General features: G+C 71.9%; 14 protein-coding genes. 6 read left to right on the top strand and 8 right to left on the bottom strand.

Annotated elements, in window-relative coordinates:
* The first annotated feature begins 2 nt into the window (after positions 1 to 2).
* The 4 genes from BBH68_RS42060 to BBH68_RS21190 all read left to right on the top strand — a co-directional run bounded on the left by BBH68_RS42060 (position 3) and on the right by BBH68_RS21190 (position 5,120).
* The gene (locus tag BBH68_RS42060) at positions 3 to 170 is read left to right on the top strand and encodes a hypothetical protein (protein WP_170066584.1); all 168 of its coding nucleotides are present in this window, start codon (positions 3 to 5) and stop codon (positions 168 to 170) included.
* Positions 167 to 451, top strand: a complete 285-nt coding sequence (locus BBH68_RS21200) for a hypothetical protein (protein ID WP_245738191.1) — start codon at positions 167 to 169, stop codon at positions 449 to 451. Before BBH68_RS42060 ends, BBH68_RS21200 begins: the two co-directional genes overlap by 4 nt.
* A 232-nt stretch (positions 452 to 683) precedes the next feature.
* Complete coding sequence (locus BBH68_RS21195) at positions 684 to 4,346, top strand: type I restriction endonuclease subunit R (RefSeq protein WP_076970736.1); 3,663 nt, start codon at positions 684 to 686, stop codon at positions 4,344 to 4,346.
* Between the two features lie 6 nt (positions 4,347 to 4,352).
* Positions 4,353 to 5,120 carry a M48 family metallopeptidase gene (locus BBH68_RS21190; RefSeq protein ID WP_245738189.1) on the top strand — a complete coding sequence of 256 codons (768 nt, stop codon included), beginning with the start codon at positions 4,353 to 4,355 and terminating at the stop codon, positions 5,118 to 5,120.
* Positions 5,121 to 5,277: 157 nt separating this feature from the next.
* On the opposite strand, the gene BBH68_RS21185 is transcribed toward BBH68_RS21190, so the two are convergent.
* From BBH68_RS21185 to BBH68_RS21160, 6 genes are all read right to left on the bottom strand, one after another.
* Positions 5,278 to 5,661: a VOC family protein gene (locus tag BBH68_RS21185; RefSeq protein ID WP_065964889.1), complete on the bottom strand. Its 384-nt coding sequence runs from the start codon at positions 5,659 to 5,661 to the stop codon at positions 5,278 to 5,280.
* Positions 5,662 to 5,715: 54 nt separating this feature from the next.
* A complete protein-coding gene (locus BBH68_RS21180; RefSeq protein ID WP_079151116.1) occupies positions 5,716 to 6,456 on the bottom strand; it encodes a DUF624 domain-containing protein in 741 nt (246 codons plus the stop codon).
* 10 nt (positions 6,457 to 6,466) lie between these two features.
* Positions 6,467 to 7,393, bottom strand: a complete 927-nt coding sequence (locus BBH68_RS21175) for a carbohydrate ABC transporter permease (RefSeq protein ID WP_065964885.1) — start codon at positions 7,391 to 7,393, stop codon at positions 6,467 to 6,469.
* Positions 7,390 to 8,292, bottom strand: coding sequence for a carbohydrate ABC transporter permease (locus tag BBH68_RS21170; RefSeq protein ID WP_065964881.1), 903 nt, complete (start codon positions 8,290 to 8,292; stop codon positions 7,390 to 7,392). The genes BBH68_RS21175 and BBH68_RS21170 overlap by 4 nt, the downstream gene beginning before the upstream one ends.
* A complete protein-coding gene (locus tag BBH68_RS21165; RefSeq protein WP_245738187.1) occupies positions 8,289 to 9,563 on the bottom strand; it encodes an ABC transporter substrate-binding protein in 1,275 nt (424 codons plus the stop codon). Before BBH68_RS21165 ends, BBH68_RS21170 begins: the two co-directional genes overlap by 4 nt.
* A 123-nt stretch (positions 9,564 to 9,686) precedes the next feature.
* Positions 9,687 to 10,706 (bottom strand): hydroxyacid dehydrogenase, encoded by a 1,020-nt coding sequence (locus tag BBH68_RS21160; protein ID WP_065964878.1) that lies wholly within the window; start codon positions 10,704 to 10,706, stop codon positions 9,687 to 9,689.
* 206 nt (positions 10,707 to 10,912) lie between these two features.
* On the opposite strand from BBH68_RS21160, the gene BBH68_RS21155 reads away from it, so the two are divergent.
* The gene (locus BBH68_RS21155; RefSeq protein ID WP_065964876.1) at positions 10,913 to 12,016 is read left to right on the top strand and encodes a substrate-binding domain-containing protein; all 1,104 of its coding nucleotides are present in this window, start codon (positions 10,913 to 10,915) and stop codon (positions 12,014 to 12,016) included.
* 78 nt (positions 12,017 to 12,094) lie between these two features.
* Here BBH68_RS21155 and BBH68_RS21150 read toward each other — a convergent pair whose 3' ends face one another.
* Positions 12,095 to 14,122, bottom strand: a complete 2,028-nt coding sequence (locus BBH68_RS21150) for a DUF2264 domain-containing protein (RefSeq protein ID WP_065964874.1) — start codon at positions 14,120 to 14,122, stop codon at positions 12,095 to 12,097.
* Positions 14,123 to 14,271: 149 nt separating this feature from the next.
* Here BBH68_RS21150 and BBH68_RS21145 point away from each other — a divergent pair, with 149 nt between their 5' ends.
* A complete protein-coding gene (locus BBH68_RS21145) occupies positions 14,272 to 16,263 on the top strand; it encodes a heparinase II/III domain-containing protein (protein ID WP_079151115.1) in 1,992 nt (663 codons plus the stop codon).
* Between the two features lie 91 nt (positions 16,264 to 16,354).
* Here BBH68_RS21145 and BBH68_RS21140 read toward each other — a convergent pair whose 3' ends face one another.
* A complete protein-coding gene (locus BBH68_RS21140) occupies positions 16,355 to 16,681 on the bottom strand; it encodes a plasmid stabilization protein (protein WP_065964872.1) in 327 nt (108 codons plus the stop codon).
* Between the last annotated feature and the right edge of the window lie 2 nt (positions 16,682 to 16,683).

The following is a 16,683-nucleotide window of genomic DNA, read 5'->3' as shown; positions in this document are numbered from 1 at the left end:
CGATGACCGACGACACCTGCCCCACCTGCCGCCACTACCAGGCGCTGCGCGAACAGGCCAAGCAGGCCGGGGACTACAGCAAGGCGACCGACTACGAGGTGCTGCGCCGCCGGCACCCCACCCACACCGTCCACATCCCCAGTCAGCCCGGAGGGGGACGCGCCGCATGAACGCCGGACCCAAAAGCAGTGCCCGCCGCCAGGAGCCCGTGCCCGGCCCCGGCCGCCTGCCCCGCCCGGACCGCCTTCCCGGCCCCGGCCAGCTCGCCTACGACCCCGTCAGCGGCCGGACCGGCGTCGTACAAGCGGTGCACCCCACCGCCGAGCTGTGCTTCGACCACCAGGTCACCGGTCCCCACGTCGCCTTCCTCCGCCCGGCGCGCGGCGGCGTCGAGTGGACGGCCGACGCCTCCACCCTCCTGAGTCCCGCCACCGAGGATCGGGCTACCTGACGCCCGTACCGGCGCCCCAATCCACGCTTTGCGGTGAGTATGGGACAGCGACACGCCGTCGCATCGGCGTGTCGCCGTCCCATACTCACCACAAAAACGCGCACATACGGAACGGCAGCCCCAGCCGACACACCGCCCCCTCCCCTTCCGGCCGTAAGCCCAACGCCCCTGTCGCACAATGGATTAGAGGCACGGGGCAGGCACAGCCGGACGGGCGAAGGGGCGCGGGCGCATGGCTACGGCACGGAGAGAGGCCGAACGGGAAGAGGTCGAGCGACCGTTCATCGATCAGCTCGTCTCGATGGGGTGGACCCACCTGCACGGCACCGACCTCGCCACCGAGCGCTCGTACGAAGAGGTGTTCCTGACCCGGCGCATCGACGCCGCGCTGCGCCGCGTCAACCGTCTCGCGCAAACACGCACACGGTGGGTCAAGGACGCGCAGGCGGCTAAAGCCGTCGACGACCTCCGACGGGCGGCGAGGAACATCGCCGGACGCCCGCTGCTCACCGCGAACCGCGAGACCACCGAGCTTCTCCTCCACGGCACCCTGGTGAAGGGCGACGAGGTCCACCACCAGGGCACCGACCAGAAGGTGCACTACATCGACTGGGACATCGAGGGCCCGGACCTCCTGGAGCGCAACGAGTTCCTCGTCGTCGACCAGTTCCGGGTGCGGACGTCCGACGGCGAGGACGAGATACTCGACCTGGTGCTGTTCGTCAACGGCATCCCGGTCGCCGTCGTCGAGTGCAAGAGCCCTGACGTCAAGGACCCCATCGGGAAGGCGATCCGTGATCTGCGCGCCTACTCCGGAAACCCGCTGACGGACGACGGCCGGAAGGGCAAGGACAGACCGCGCGGCGTCCCCGAGCTGTTCTCACCCGCGCAACTGCTGATCGCCGCGTGCGGCGAGACCGCCGCGCTCGGGACGATCTCCGCCGACGAGAGGCACTATGCCGCGTGGCGCAGCGTGACCCCGGGGTACCGGGACGAGCGGGAACTGCGCCGCGAGCTGGAGGGCCGGCGGACGGCGGACGGGCGGCGGCTGCTGGAGCCGGGAGCGGAACTGACCGAGCAGCACAAGCTGATCGCCGTCGTCCTCAAGCCGGAGAACCTGCTCAACATCATCCGGCATTACGTCTTCGAGCTTCCTGTCAAGGTGAAGGAGGGCGAGCCCGCGAAGTCGGTCAAGACGGTCTGTCGGCACCAGCAGTTCCGGGCCGTGGAGAAGATCGTCCACAAGCTGAGGACGGGGCGGACCCCGCTCGACGCGGGCGCGGAGGACGACGAGCGCGGGGGTGTCATCTGGCACACCCAGGGCTCAGGCAAGAGCCTGACGATGGCGTTTCTCGCGCGACGGCTGCATATGAGTCCGGATGCGGGGCTGAACAGGTTCACCATCCTCGTCGTCACCGACCGGACCCAGCTCCAGGACCAGCTCTCGGCCGCTGTCCGGGTCAGCGACAGCGCTGTCGGGGTGGCGACCTCACAGGCCGATCTGGAGGGGCGGCTGGAGCGTGCGGGCCGGGACGGCGGACGGTCCGTGATCTTCGCGATGATCCAGAAGTATCTCGGGAGTATTCCGGGGCTCGGCGACACCAAGGGCGACGATCGGGCGCTCGCGGAGGACTTCGAGCAGGCCCGTAAGCGTATCGCCGCCGGCGCGGACCCGGAGGAGGTGGCGGACCCGAAGCCGGACGAGGCGACGAAGAAGGCGGCGCGCCGCAGATTCCGGGAATGCAGCGATTCGACGCAGGTGCTGGTGCTCGTGGACGAGGCGCACCGCTCGCACACCTCGGTGCTGCACGCGTGTCTGCGGGACGCGCTGCCCAACGCGGCCCGCATCGGCTTCACCGGTACGCCCATCATGAAGAGCACGTTGCAGGACACCGGGCGGATCTTCGGGCTGGAGCCGGGCGGCGGGTTCCTCGACGAGTACCGGATGCGCGAGGCCGAGCGGGACAAGGTGGTCATCCCCATCCGCTACGAGGGTCGGACCGGACCCGCGGACGTAAGGGACAAGGGGGAGCTGGACGAGAGGTTCGAGGACCTGATCGCCCCGCTCGACGATGACGCCAAACGGCGGATACGCGACCGCTGGGCGCCTCCCACCGGCCGCGATGTCTCCGAGTCGACGCCCATGATCCGTGCCAAGGCCCGGGACATGCTCCACCACTACGTGCTGGGTGCGATGGGCGAAGGCTTCAAGGCCCAGGTCGCGGCGGTCAGCCGCCGGGCGGCGGTGCTCTACCGGGACGCGCTGCGTGATGTCCGCGCCGAACTGCTGACCCGGGTGCGCAACGATTTCGGTCCCGAGGTCCGGGAGGCGCTGCGGCACAAGAGGACCGAGGAGTACACCCGGGACGAGCTGCTGCTGCTTCGGGCCTGGCACTACCAGGAGTTGCTGCGGCGCATCGACTTCGTGCCGGTGATCTCGGCGGGCGACGAGTTGAAGGCCGGGGTGTGGCGGGAGTGGACGGACAAGAAGAAGCAGGAGGAGCATGTGGAGCGGTTCCTGGAGCCGTTTCCCAACCTGCCTCCCGATAATCCATGGGAGGTCGTCCACGGCCCGGAGGAGTACGCCGTGCCGGAGGAGGCCCCCGTACCGGCGGGCGGGCTCAACCCGTGGAGCGGTCGGACACCGCCTGTCGCCGCCCCCGCCGAAAAGCCTCCGATCGCGTTCCTGATCGTGAAGTCGATGTTGCTCACCGGGTTCGACGCGCCCATCGAGCAGGTGCTGTACCTGGACCGCCCCATCCAGGACGCCGAGCTGCTCCAGGCGGTGGCCCGGGTCAACCGCCCGGCCCCCGGCAAGGGGGAGGGGCTCGTCGTGGACTACTACGGGGTGCTGAACAATCTCGCGGTCACCCTCGCCGCGTACCAAGGGGCACCGCCCACGCTCGGCGCGACGCGCCTGTCCGACGGACTGCCCGCGCTGGAAGAGGCGGCCTATCTGGTCGAGCTGTTTCTGGAGGGGGTGGGCATCGAGGACCTGTCCAGCCGGGCCAAGGTGTCCGAGGCCATGCTCACGCTCCATGACGAGGAGCAACGGGCCGCCTTCGACCGCCTGCTGCGGAAGTTCATGAGCGCGCTGGACGGTGCCCTGCCGCACGAGGCGGCCCTGCGACAGGTGCCGAACGCCAAGGCGTGGACGCTGCTGCAGAAGCGCGTACGGCGGCACTACCGCGATGCTCCCGGTGGCGGCTTCTCCGTACGCGGCTACGGGCGCAAGGTGCGGGCCCTGATCGCCGAGCACCTGGAGCTGCCCGAGATCGAACAGGCCATCGCGCCGGTGTCCATCCTCGCGACGGACTTCGACGAGATCGTGGACCGTATCCCCGATGTCCGCGAGTCCGCCGCCGAGCAGGTGCAGGCCCTGCGCTACCACCTGGAGGAGCGCGCGCAGCGGGACGACCGGCCGGTGCACCGGAAGCTGTCGGAGGAGCTGGAGGAGGTACTGCGCGAGTTCGATGGCCGGTGGGACAAGATCAAGGAGCGGGTCGGCCCGCTGATCGACCGGGCCCGCGAGGCGGAGCGGCCGGACTCGGAGGTGGCCGACCTGTCGCCGGCGGAGCAGAAGCTCTACGCCCATCTCGGTGACCGTCTCACCGATCACCCCTCCTTCGCCGTCCCGGACACCGACTTCCTCCGCACGCTGACCCGGGAGGTGTGCGCGGAGATCGTCCACCTGGCGTGCCTCCCCCGGTACGCAGGGGGCGACAGCGATGGAAACGTCTCGGAATTGCAGGCGCATATCTGGGAGCGACTGCGCCGTGCCGGCCTGCGGCCTCAGCAGGGCGGGCTCGCGGCACTGCGCGACCTGTCGAACTCACTCGCGGGCTTCGCACAGGACCACCTGGAGATCTTCCGGGAGGAGGGTCGGGCAGAATAGGCGGCCGTGTCCGATGCGATCCCCTCCTTCCCCGCCGCCCCCGGCCTTCTCGTCGACAGGGAGATGCTGTCGGTGGACGGCCTGGCGCTGGAGGTACGCGTGAGCGCGCGGCGCTCCCGCCTCGGGCTGACCGTCGAGCGGGACGGGTCGCTGGTCCTGCGCGTTCCGCCGACGTGCTCACGCGAGAGGGCCGAGGCCTTCGTCCGCGCCGGCCGCCACTGGCTCGATGACAAGCTGCGGCTGCGCGAGGAGCGGCAGCCCTTGCATCCCACCCGGCAACTGGTCGACGGGGAGGTCCACCGCTACCTCGGCCGGGAGTACCGGCTGCTGTTCGTGGAGGGGCCGGGAGCGCCCGTACAACTGGTCGCGGGCCGGCTGCGCCTGGACCGGTCCACCGCCGCCGACCCCAAGCTGGCCAGGCGGGCGCTGGCCGACTGGTACACCCGGGCCGGTCTGCGCTGGGCCCAGGGGCGGCTGCAGCCGTGGGCGGCGCGGATGGACGTGAGCGAGCCCCGCGTCGAAGTGCGGGACGTGGGGCGCCGCTGGGGCACCCACCGACCCGGCCGCATCGCGCTGCACTGGGCCACTTTCCAGCTTCCCTTCCATCTGGTCGACTACGTGATCGCCCATGAGCTGGCACACGCCCGGGTCGCGGGGCACGGGCCGGACTATTGGCGGTTGCTGCGCCGGGCCATGCCCGAGTGCGCCCGGTGGAAGGCGGAACTGGACGAAATGGGCAGGAGAGTGTGGATGGGCGACCTGGCTGAGCAATGACCGAGCCGTCCAAGTCGCCCCCTCGCTTCCCCCATCGCCGTTCCGAGGCGCGGGGCGGCCTCGCGGCGGGTGTGATCGAGTGCTGACGGAGCGCTCAGCCGGCGGTCGGCGGCTCCTCCGGCCGGGGGGCTCGCGGGATGGAGCAGGACTCGCGGCTTCAGGAATTCACCGCGGTCCGGTCGGATTCGCCGCCGAGAACGCAGAATTCGTTGCCTTCGGGGTCGGCGAGGACGGCCCAGCCGGAGCCATCGGGGTTCCGGTGATCGGCGACAAAGGTGGCACCGAGCCCCAGCAGCCGTTCCACCTCCTGCTCACGCGAGGTCTCGGGGCGCAGACACAGATGGAGCCGGTTCTTCGTCGTCTTGGCCTCGGGCACCTGGTTGAAGTACAGCGCCGGGCCCTCCGCCAGCAGCACCTGGGTCTCCCTGGCGCCCGGCTTGTCCTCCGGATGAAGGGGACGGCCGGTCACCCTGCTCCAGAACCGGGCCAGCTCGTAGGCATCCGCACAGTCAATCGCGACGTTCTGCAACACCGAAACCATGCGCGCCAGTCTCCCTGAGTGCCGCTCCGGGCTCCACCGGGTTGCGCTGATCGTTCACGCACCGCGCGTCACCACCCCCACCGCCTCCAGTATGGCCCCGCAGTCGCGCCAGACGACGAACAGGACGCAGCCGGGCACCGCGGCCAGGCCCAGCAGCGGGGCCTGGTTGACGATGGTCAGGGCGACGCCCAGCAGGGCGAGGTTGAGCAGGGTGAGGGGCCAGCGGCGGACCGACGCGTAGGAGGCGGCCAGCAGGGTGTGGCGGGTGAGCCTGATGTCTTCGGCCAGGGCGGCCATCGCGACCACGCCGGAGCTCAGGGCGACCAGGGTCACCACGATGAGCAGGGGGGCCAGCACCGGGCCGGGGCCGGTCGTGCCGAGGGTGGCCAGGTCGGTGGTGGCCACGGCGGCCAGCAGGGCGAACGGGGTCCAGGCCAGGAGCGCCCGGGTGAACAGGCGGCGGTAGTTGCGGAACAGGGTGGTCACCGGGGCCCGCGCGTCGTCGGCGGCGGCGCGGAGGTAGGCGAAGGCCGCGGCGAGCGAGGGGCCGGCGCCGAGGGAGAGCAGGCCGAAGAAGACCGGGTACCGCCAGGGCCGGTGCTCGGCGGCCAGGGCCAGCAGCAGCGGCAGGTTGGTCACCGCCACTCCGAGGTTGACCACCAGCACCCGGTGGACGTGGGACCAGATGAGGTCCCATGACTCATGGCCGACGTTCAGCCGGGGCCGGCGGGCGCCGGCCGGGATACCCGTTGTGGCCGGTGTGACTGGTCTGATCGGTGTGGCCGGTGTGCTCATTCCCGTCACCTCACTTCATTCCGCTGGTGGAGATGCCCTGGACGAAGTACCGCTGGCCCAGCAGGAAGACCACCAGGATCGGCAGGACGGACAGCACCGAGCCGGTCATGATCATCGCGTACTGGGAGCTGTACATGCCGACGAACGACCGCAGGCCGAGCTGCACGGTCCACAGGTCGTTGTCCGTCAGGTAGATGAACGGACCCATGTAGTCGTTCCAGGTGTTGACGAAGGTCAGCAGCGCGAGGCCGGCCAGCGCGGGCTTCGACAGCGGCAGCACGATCCGGGCCCAGATGCCGTACTCGGTCAGTCCGTCCAGCCGCGCGGCCTCGCTGATCTCGTCCGGGATGGTCAGGTAGTACTGGCGCATCAGGAAGACGCCGAACGCGCCGAACGCCTGGAGCAGGATCAGGGAGAGGTGGGTGTTCACCAGGCCCAGCTTCTGCATGAGGATGTACTGCGGCACCATGTACGCCTGCCACGGCACCGCGATGGTGGCGATGTAGGCGAGGAAGACCGCGTCGCGCCCCGGGAAGCGGACCTTGGCGAAGCCGTACGCCGCGAAACTGCCGGTCAGCACCTGGAGCGCGGTGATGACGACGCTGAGGAACAGCGAGTTCCCCAGGTAGGTCCACAGCGGGATCTGGTCCCAGATGTCGGAGAAGTTCTCCCAGCGGAAGGACTTCGGGATCCACTGGATCGGGACCGTGAAGACCTCGGAGTCCGCCTTCAGCGAGGACACCAGCATCCAGGCGAACGGGACCAGGACCGCGGCCGCCAGCCCGGTCAGCGCCATGTACAGCAGGGCGCGGCCGACGATCCGCCCCGGCCCGGCCGGGCCCCGGCGGTGGGGGCGGGGGCCGGCCGGGGCGGCGGGGGCCGGCTGCCGCGGCAGCCGGGCCGTCGTGCTGTCCTCCCGCAGCACGGTCGTCTTCATCGCTCGCTCCTCCGCTGGAATCGGAACTGGGTCACGGTGATGATCAGGACGATCAGGAACAGCACCAGGGAGATCGCCGAGGAGTAGCCGAACCGGCCCTGGGTGATGCCCTCCCGGAAGATGAGCTGGGACAGCACCAGCGTGGAGCGGCCGGGGCCGCCCTCGGTCATGACCTGGACCAGGTCGAAGACCTTGAAGCTGGAGACGGTCAGCATGACCAGCACGAAGAAGGTGGTGGGCCGCAGGGACGGCACGGTGACGTGCCAGAACCGCTTCCACGGGCCGGCGCCGTCCACGCGGGCGGCCTCGTACAGCTCCGCCGGGATGGCCTGGAGCCCGGCCAGGTACAGCACCATGTAGTAGCCCATGTCCCGCCACACGCTGGTGATGACCACCGCCGGCAGCGCCCAGTCGGTGTCGGTGGTCCACCCCGGCGGGTGGGCGACCCCGACGGCCCTCAGCAGCTGGTTGACCGGCCCGGCGTCCGGGCTGAACAGCATGTTCCACACCACGGCCACCGCGACCAGCGAGGTGATGTAGGGAAAGAAGAAGGCCGTGCGGAAGAAGGCGACACCGCGCAGCTTCTGGTTGAGCAGCACCGCGAGGCCGAGGGAGGCCGCCATGGTGAGTGGGATGTGCCCGGCCGCGTACCAGGCGGTGTTCGACAGGGCCGTCCAGAAGTTGTCGTTGTCCCACATGCGCTGGAAGTTGTCGAAACCGATCCAGTGCGGGGTGTCGTACGAGTTCCAGTCGGTGAACGCCAGCAGCAGTGTGGCGCCCACCGGGACCAGGGTCAGGGCGGCGAACCCCACCAGGTTGGGCAGGATGAAGCTCCAGCCCACCAGCGCGGTCCGCCGCCGTCGCCGCTTGAGCGCCGCAGCGCCGTCGATCTTCGTCATTCGACTTCGGACTTCACCCGGGACTCCATCTCGGAGATCCCCTTGTCGATGGACTTCTCGCCGGACATCACCAGCTCGTGCTCCTCGGTGAGGATCTGGTCGATGTCGGAGGACTTCGGGCTGACCGGCATCTCCAGCTTGACCGTGTCCGGGGTCATGGCCTTCTTCGACAGCGCGTCGGCGGGCATGCCCTTGACGCCGAAGAAGGTCTTCAGGACCGCGTCGTCGGTGTACGAGGGGACGACGCCGACCTTGGCGATCGCGGCGGCGCCCTCCGGGCCGGAGGCCCACAGCACGAACTTCTTGGCGGCGGCCGAGTTCCGCGCCTTCTTGTTCACGGCGAACGCGGTCGGCGAGCCGAAGGTGACCGCCTTGCCGTTCGCGGTGGTCTGGGGCAGCGGCGCCATGCCCCAGTTCACATCGTTCTTGCCCTCGGCCTTGGCCTGCAGCAGCCGGGCGGCGAGCCAGGTGCCCATGGGCACCATCGCGGTCTTGCGGGTGGTGAACATCGCGTCGTAGGTGACCTGCTGGCTCTTGGCCGTGGAGAACGGCATCGCGGCGCCGGCCTTCTGCAGGTCCACGGCCGTCTCGTACTGCTTCTTGAAGAACCCGTAGTCGCCGCTGAGCAGGTCGCCGCCGGTCTGCGCGGCGGCGGTCGCCTGGACCACCGAGCGCCAGGTCTGGTGGTAGGTGCCGTAGACCTTGGACGAGCCGGAGCCCGTGGTCAGCTCCTTGGCCAGTGACGCGTAGTCCGGCCAGGTGAGCTTGGACAGGTCCGCGTCGCTCTTCTTGACGAGGTCCTTGTTGTAGAAGAGCACCCAGAAGTCCTGCCGGTACGGCAGGGCGTAGTAGTCGCCCTTGAGGTCGAAGGAGTCGAGGCCGGAGTACTTGGCCTTGTCGAGCTTGTCGGCGTCGGCGGTGAGCGACTGGAGCTGGCCGCGGGTGCCGTAACGGGCGTAGTCGGTGACGTTCTTCATGGTCAGCACGTCGGTGTTGTCACCGCCGGCCAGCATGGTGGTGACCTTCTTGGAGTAGTCGGCGGCGAGGATGTCGACCGGCTGCACGTCGATGTCCGGGTTCTTCGCCTCGAAGCCCTCGATCAGCGCCTTGAACTCGGGGGTCTTCGCGTAGTCCCACACCGCGACCTTGACGATGGTCTTGCCGTCGGCGGTCTTGCCGCTGTCGCCGCCGTTGCCGCAGCCGACAGCGAGGAGGGACAGCGCGACGGCCGCGGTCACCATTCTGACGGGGCGTCCGACGAGGGATTTCATGGCGGCGGCTCCTTGGTTGCGGGGTTTTCTGCGGGTGTGTGGTGGGTGGTGTGTGGCGCGAGGCGGGGTGCCGGGGGGGCTGAGGGGTGGTGCGGGCCGGCGGGTGGGGCGGGGGTCGGCGGCTCAGGCGCGGAGGCCGAGGGCCAGGGACTCCGCCGTGATCTCGTCCTGGAGGGTTTGGCGCGCGGTCCACCGGGCCAGCTCGTCCAGGGCGTGGTCGGTGAGGCGCCCGATCTCCGTGCCGAGCGAGCCCGCGATATGCGGGGTGATCATCACGCTGGCCTGGTGCCGGAGCGGCGAGTCGACGGGCAGGGGTTCGGGGTCGGTGACGTCGAGGATGGCGAAGAGGCGTCCGGAGGCGCACTCGGCGGCGAGCGCCTCGGAGTCGATGAGGCTGCCCCGCGCGGTGTTGATCACCGTGGCGTGGTCGGGGAGGAGACGGAGCTGGTCGGCCCCGATCAGGTGCCGGGTCTCCCGCAGTTCGGGGGCGTGCAGGGACAGCACGTCCACGCGCGGGAGCAGCTCCTCCAGCGGGACCAGGGTGGCGCCCGCCCGCTTGACCTCCTCCCGGTCCGCGTAGGGGTCCGCGACCAGGCAGGTGGTGTCTCCGAGGATCTTGAGCAGGTCGACGACCTTGCGGCCGATGCGCGAGAAGCCGACGATCCCCACGGTGCGGCCGAAGTTCGACAGGTCGCCGTACCCCGTCACCATCCCCCAGCCCTGGTAGGCGCGTTCCTCGTCGGCGGCGAGGAACGGGGCCTTCTTGCCGGCGAAGATGATGGCCGCGAGGGTGTACTCGGCGACGGGGATCGCGTTGGCGTCCGCCCCGCTGGCCACCCGGATCCCTCGGCGCCACACCTCGTCCCCCACCAGGCCCCGCACGCTGCCGGCGCAGTGCAGCACCGCGCGGAGCGCGGGGGCCCCGGCGAGCCGTTCCGGCGTCAGCCTGGGCGCGCCCCAGGACGTGAGCAGGACCTCCGCCTCCGCGAGGCGCGCCTTCGCGGCGGGGTCGTCGAGGTCGTCGGTCCAGACCGGGTCGCCCAGGGTCACCATGTCCGCCAGGCGGGCGAGCCGGGCGGGGTCGAAGTGCGCGTCGAAGCTCTGCCTGCTCATCACGACCAGCGCGGGGGGCTTCGTCTGCATCGGGCGTCGGGTCCTTCCCTCGGCCGGCGTACGTCCCGTGGCCGGCGCACGCCGGCCAGTCGGCACCTGGCTGGCACGTGTTGGCTTGTTCTTGTCGAACAGGTTGGAACAGGGATAGTGGTAACCAGCACAGAGCCGCTAGAGATCGAACACATACGAATCAAAACGTTCACGATCGAACAGGCCGCCGCGCGAAAGGGTGCCCGATGACCGCAGACCGACCGTTCGCCCTTCAGCGCAGGGAACGTCTGATGGATGAATTGCGCCGCCACGGCACCGTGCGGGTCCGGGAGCTGGCCCGGCTGCTGGAGGTCAGCGAGCTGACCGTACGGCGCGACATCACCGCCCTGGCCGCCCGCGGCCTGCTCACCAAGGTCCACGGCGGTGCCACCCTGCCGATCGACCTCGACCCCGCCCCGGCGCGCCGCCCCCGCCCCGCGGCGACCCCCTTCACGATCGGCATGGTCGTGCCCTCCCTGGACTTCTACTGGCCGTCGATCGTCAGCGGGGCGCGCACGGCGGCCGCCCAGCTCGGGGTCCACATACAGCTCCGCGGCTCGACGTACGACCAGGACGAGGACCGCCGCCAGATCAGCCGGCTGATCGAGGCGGGGCAGGTGCAGGGGCTGCTGCTGGCGCCCAACCTCGACGGCGAGGGCGCCGACGAGATGATCGACTGGATCGGCGCGCTGCCGGTGCCGACCATCCTGGTCGAGCGGCAGAGCGCACCCTGGACGCCGACCCCGCGCCAGCTCGAATGGGTGCGCAGCGACCATGCGCTCGGCCTGGAGATCGCGGTACGCCATCTCCACGAGCACGGCCACCGCCGGATCGGGCTGGTGCTGTCCAAGGGCAGCCCGACCTCGGCCCACCTCGCCCAGGGCTGGCTGAAGGCGTGCGCGGAACTCGGCCTGCCCAGCGGCTTCATGGTCCGCGAGGGCGTGGCCCTCGACGTGCCGGGCCACCGGCAGATCATCGAGGGCATCCTCAACCGGTGCCGCAGGTCCCGGATCACCGCGCTGATCGTGCACAGCGACCCCGACGCGATGTCCGTCGCCCAGTACCTCACCGAGCGGGGGGTCGCGATCCCGGACGACATCGCGCTGGTCAGCTACGACGACGAGGTCGCGCATCTGGCGGAGCCGGCGATGACGGCCGTCCGCCCGCCCAAGGCCCGGGTCGGGCGGGTCGCGGTGGAGATGATGGTGTCCCGGCTCATGGAGGGCAGGCGCCGCCCGGCCCAGCGCGTCCTCATCCTGCCGGAGCTCGTCCTCCGCGACTCCTCGGTCAAGCGGGCCTCGGCCGTCTGAGGTCTGTGGTGAGTATCGGACAGCGACACGCCGTGGCGTCGGCGTGTCGCTGTCCGATACTCACCACAAAGTCACTGACTACCGCGCGACGGGCAGTTCGACCTCGGCGGTGAGGCCGTCCGGCCAGGTCAGCCGGGCGCGATGACCGCCGTCGGGGGTCGGGTGCACGGCGAGGGCCGGGTCCGGGCCGCCCGGCCCGTCGGTGTCACCCGCTTCGCCACGGTCGAGGACCACCGCGGCGGCGAGCACCTCGCCGTACGGCACGCCGTCCGTGGCCAGCCATGGGATCGCGGTCCGGGCGCCGAGCGGGCTGTCGTCCTTGCCGAGGGCGACCCCGGCGTGGCTCAGCCCCCGCAGACCGCGCAGCGCGGAACGCAGGGGTCCGGAAGACGGGCAGCCGGGAGGCGGGGACGCGGTGCCCGCTTCGGCGTACGGTCCCGAAGGCCCGGTGCCCGTCCGCGTCTCGGGCGGGGCGCCGGCGGCGACCGGCCAGCCGCCCACCCGTACGCAGACCCCCGACGAGGCCGCTCGGGAGGCCGGGGCATCCACCCTGACCAGCCGGACCTCCACCCCCGCGCGCAGCACGGAGACGACGGTGACCCGCGGCCCGGGTGTCGTCGGCCCGGTCCGGCCGGAGCCATGGTCGGGCGAGTCGTCGGCGGTGGTGTCGACCCAGCGCACCGGCCCCCGGGAGCCTGCGGCGAGCACCCCACCGGGCAGTTCGCGCGCGAACAGGGTCTCGAATCCGCTGCGGTGGCTGGCCCGGCCGGCGCCGTCGAGCAGGACGACCGCGTTGTCGACCGGGTCCGCCGCCGAGGCCGCGGTCAGTGGCGGGACGGTGGCGGTCGAGTAGCCGAGCCGCGCGTACAGCGGGGAGTCGGCGCTGGTGTCGCCGGGGCGGGCGTGGTCGGTGCCGTGGTTGAGCACCATCGCGATGCCGTCGCGGCGCCGCGCGGAGAGCAGCCAGCCGGGGGCCTCGATCACCCGCTCCACGTCCCCGGTCTCCACCGGCAGCGGCAGTTCCGCTTCCGTCCACACCGGGTGGTCGGCCGGGAGCATCAGGCCGAGCAGCCCCTTGGCCGCCCAGTACGGGGAGCCCGGCCCGGAGTAGGACTGCCGCATCGCCGGCCAGGCGGCGTGCCAGCCGAGGCCCAGCAGCCCGTCCCGGCCGGGGGCGCCGCGGTCGGTGAAGTGCCGGACGATGCCGCCGGCCGCCCGGCGCACCAGCCCGGGCGGCTGCCCGCCCGCCCCGGTGACCGCGCCGACCCAGAAGGGCGCCGCGGCGGCGAAGCGGTAGGCGAGGCTGCGGCCTTGCAACAGCGGCGAGCCGTCGGCGCCGACCAGCCGCACCGCGTCGTCGAGGTAGCGGGCGAGGTCCGCGGCCCAGGTCTCGCGGAGGGCCGGCGGGCACAGCGTGCCCGTGACGTCGAACAGGTGGGTCCACAGCAGCGGGTACAGGTGCAGCGCCCAGCCCGTGTAGTGGTCGTAGGCCCGCTCCTGCCCATCGCTGAGCCAGCCGCCGGGGCGGCGCAGCGAGGCGTGGACGGCGAGGTCCTCCTCGATGTCGCCCGCCGACCAGGGCCCGCCGGCCTCCCGGAGGAACGACTCGACGACGATCCGGAACCAGACCCAGTTGATCGGCGGGTAGGGCTGCCCGACGACGGTCCCCAGCCAGGCGACGGTCCGCTCGCGCACCCCGTCGTCCAGCCGGTCCCACAGCCAGGGCCTGGTCAGTTGGAGGACCAGGGCGATGGAGGCGGCCTCGACCTTGGCCTGGCCGAGCCGGTCGGGGCGGGGCCAGGCCTCGGGCGAGTGCGGGTCGGTGCCCGCGGCCAGGCCGCGGGCGTACCGCTCCAGCAGCCCTCCGGGGTCCGCGCCCCGCTCTCCGGCGACCCGGAAGCCGGCGATCAGGAACGTCCGGGCGAAGCCTTCGAGTCCGTCGGAGACCGGGCCGCTTCGGCTGGCCGGGCCGGGCAGGTCGATCCGGGCGCCGGCCGGGGAGGCGTACGGCCCGGTGGCGGCGAGCAACCGGTCGGCGAGCGTGGTCCAGTGCGCCCTGGTCCATCCGGTGTACGGAGAGAGGTCCCGGTCCTCGTGAGGCGACACTGCTTCCTCCGGAAGTCTGTGGTGAGTGGTGATCTGCCACCTCACCCCGTGGCATAGTTCCGAGTCAACGATTTCGAACAGAAACGACCAGACAACCGATCAGGTGTCGGCAGAGAACCGATCAGGCAACCGATCAGGAGAGATCCACCATGGGCACGGTAGAGCCGGTTTCCGCCGCGCACCGCTCCCTCCGGGACCGGCTGGGCCCGGTCCCGGAGGCCGGGCCCGGCGCCGATCCCCTGGTCGAGCTCCTACGGGACGCCCGGGCGCGGCTGCGCGTCCCCGACGTGACCGCCCGCCCGGTGTGGGACGCGGTGGACGCCGCCACCCGCCGGGGGCTGTTGGACGAGGCCGCGGCCGAACTCCGCCGCGACGCGCCCGTACTGACCGCGTCGGACTGGGCGCGGACCTTCCGCGACGGCGTGCGGACCGCCTACGAGGACGCCGCCGGGCGACTGCGGGAGCGGACCACGCTGCTGGTCCTCGCCGCCACGCTCACCGGCGAGGTGGCGGCGGCCGACGCCCCGCCCGGGGCCGCGCCCCACCTGGACGCGGCGGCCGACGCGCTGGTGGCCCTGGCCGAGGCCAGTACGTGGTGCTGGGCGCCGCACGACCGGTTCGCCGACTCGCGCGGCGAGGTGCTCCCGGACCCCGACCGGCCGTTCCTCGACCTGGGGGCCGCCGAGGTGGCGTCCCTGCTGGCCTGGGCCGACCACGTCCTGGGGCCGCATCTGGACCGCCGGATCCCCGGGCTGCGGCGGCGGCTTCGGCGCGAGGTGGACCTGCGGGTGCTGATCCCCTTCGAGCGCGTCCGCGACTGGCACTGGATCGGCCTCGACGGGGACGCCCACAACTGGAACCCGTGGGTCCATGGGGCGGTGCTCGCCGCCGCCCTCCTGCTCACCGACGACGAGGAGCGGCGGGCCCGGCTCGTACGGCTCGTCGTGGAGGGCCTGGACCACTACCTCGCGGTGCTCCCCGACGACGGCGGGATCGACGAGGGCGTCGCCTACTGGTGGCAGGGCGCCGGCCGGCTCCTGGAGGCCCTCGACCTGCTCGCCGACGCCGGCGGCCCCCCGCTCGACGCCCGCGACCTGCCCGTCTTCGGCCCGCTCAGCAAGTTCCCGAGCCGGATGCACCTCGCCGGGGACTGGTACGTCAACGCCGGAGACGCCCCCGCCCGACTGTGGCCCGACCAGCCCTGGCACCTACTCTTCCAGTGGGGCGAGCGGCTGGCCGACCCCGGCGTCCGCGCCCACGCGCTGGCCCGCGGCCGCGACGGCGCCGCCGTACGCCCCCGGGCCGGCCTCGCCCGAGCCCTGGCGGGGCTCACCGACCCCCGCTGGCACCGCGCCCTGACCGCCCCCGCGGCCGGGAGCACCTGGCTGTCCCGCGAGACCTGGCTCCCCCGGGTGCAGGTCCTCGTCGCGCGCGAGGCGGCGGGCACGGCGGCCGGACTGACGCTCGCCGCGAAGGCCGGGCACAACGGCGAACGGCACAACCACCTCGACGTGGGCTCCTACTGGGTCGCCCTGGACGGCCGGCCCCTGGTCGTCGACATCGGCCAGCCCACGTACACCGCCTCCAGCTTCGGCCCGGACCGCTACCAGGCCTGGCCCCTGCGGAGCGCCTGGCACAACGTCCCCGAACCGGGAGCCGCCCAGCAACCCGGGCCCACCCACGCGGCGGACGACGTACGCGTGGACCTCACCCCCACCGGCGCCGCCCTGCACGCCGAACTCGCCGGTGCCTACCCGCCGGGCCTGCTGCGGAGCTGGCGCAGATCCCTGCGGCTCGTCCGCGCCACCCGGGACTCCCCCGCCCACATCCTGGTCGAGGACCGCTGGACGCCGGCTCCCGGCGCCCCCGGCCCGGCGCGCCCCGCCCACCCCGTGCTGCTGCGGCACGTGCTGTCGGGGGAGGTCGAACTGGCCGAGGGGCGGGCCCGGGTCACCGCCGAAGGGCTCGCCTTGTCGATCACCTGGGACCCGGCCCGCGCCATCGCGCACCTCGAACACCGGCCCCTCGACGACCCGCTGCTGCGCGCGTCGTGGGGAGACCGGCTGGCCAGGCTCACCCTGACCCTCACGGCCCCCTGCGCCGAGGAGCCGTTCACCGTCCGGATGGAGCGGTCACGGTAAGACGTGGGAAGAGGCCCTGGCCATCGACCAGGACCTCTTCCCACGCGCACACCCCGCGGGCCCCTGGGCCCACGGGCCCGTTCGAGGACGGTCAGCGGCCCAGGGCCTTGGCCAGCTCGTCCTTGGTCATGTGCGAGCGGCCCTCGATGCCGCGCTGCTTGGCCTCGTTGTAGAGCTGATCGCGCGTCGGCCCCTTCGAGCCGCCGCCCGACCGCTCGCCGCCGCGCTGCGGCGCGGACTTGCGGTCCCGGGTCGAGCTCTTGCTGGCGGACTTGCTCTCGCCGGCGCGGGCCCGTTCCTTGTTGACCGTACGGGCCGCCATCTCCTTGGCACGGCCCTCGGACGCGCCCCGCTTCTCCGCGCCCTCCTTGATGTGCTCGTACTGTCGTTCGCGCTTACTGCTGGATCGTGCGGGCATGG

Source organism: Streptomyces sparsogenes (assembly GCF_001704635.1).
Lineage (GTDB): Bacteria > Actinomycetota > Actinomycetes > Streptomycetales > Streptomycetaceae > Streptomyces > Streptomyces sparsogenes.
Note: the sequence above shows the minus strand (reverse complement) of the source record. Positions and strands in the feature narration are given on the sequence as shown.

Excerpts from the sequence above, each read along its gene's own strand:
- BBH68_RS42060 (WP_170066584.1), top strand. The coding sequence starts at position 3 with ATGACCGACGACACCTGCCCCACCTGCCGCCACTACCAGGCGCTGCGC.
- BBH68_RS21200 (WP_245738191.1), top strand. The coding sequence starts at position 167 with ATGAACGCCGGACCCAAAAGCAGTGCCCGCCGCCAGGAGCCCGTGCCC.
- BBH68_RS21195 (WP_076970736.1), top strand. The coding sequence starts at position 684 with ATGGCTACGGCACGGAGAGAGGCCGAACGGGAAGAGGTCGAGCGACCG.
- BBH68_RS21185 (WP_065964889.1), bottom strand. The coding sequence starts at position 5,661 with ATGGTTTCGGTGTTGCAGAACGTCGCGATTGACTGTGCGGATGCCTAC.
- BBH68_RS21180 (WP_079151116.1), bottom strand. The coding sequence starts at position 6,456 with ATGAGCACACCGGCCACACCGATCAGACCAGTCACACCGGCCACAACG.
- BBH68_RS21175 (WP_065964885.1), bottom strand. The coding sequence starts at position 7,393 with ATGAAGACGACCGTGCTGCGGGAGGACAGCACGACGGCCCGGCTGCCG.
- BBH68_RS21170 (WP_065964881.1), bottom strand. The coding sequence starts at position 8,292 with ATGACGAAGATCGACGGCGCTGCGGCGCTCAAGCGGCGACGGCGGCGG.
- BBH68_RS21165 (WP_245738187.1), bottom strand. The coding sequence starts at position 9,563 with ATGAAATCCCTCGTCGGACGCCCCGTCAGAATGGTGACCGCGGCCGTC.
- BBH68_RS21160 (WP_065964878.1), bottom strand. The coding sequence starts at position 10,706 with ATGCAGACGAAGCCCCCCGCGCTGGTCGTGATGAGCAGGCAGAGCTTC.
- BBH68_RS21155 (WP_065964876.1), top strand. The coding sequence starts at position 10,913 with ATGACCGCAGACCGACCGTTCGCCCTTCAGCGCAGGGAACGTCTGATG.
- BBH68_RS21145 (WP_079151115.1), top strand. The coding sequence starts at position 14,272 with ATGGGCACGGTAGAGCCGGTTTCCGCCGCGCACCGCTCCCTCCGGGAC.
- BBH68_RS21140 (WP_065964872.1), bottom strand. The coding sequence starts at position 16,681 with ATGCCCGCACGATCCAGCAGTAAGCGCGAACGACAGTACGAGCACATC.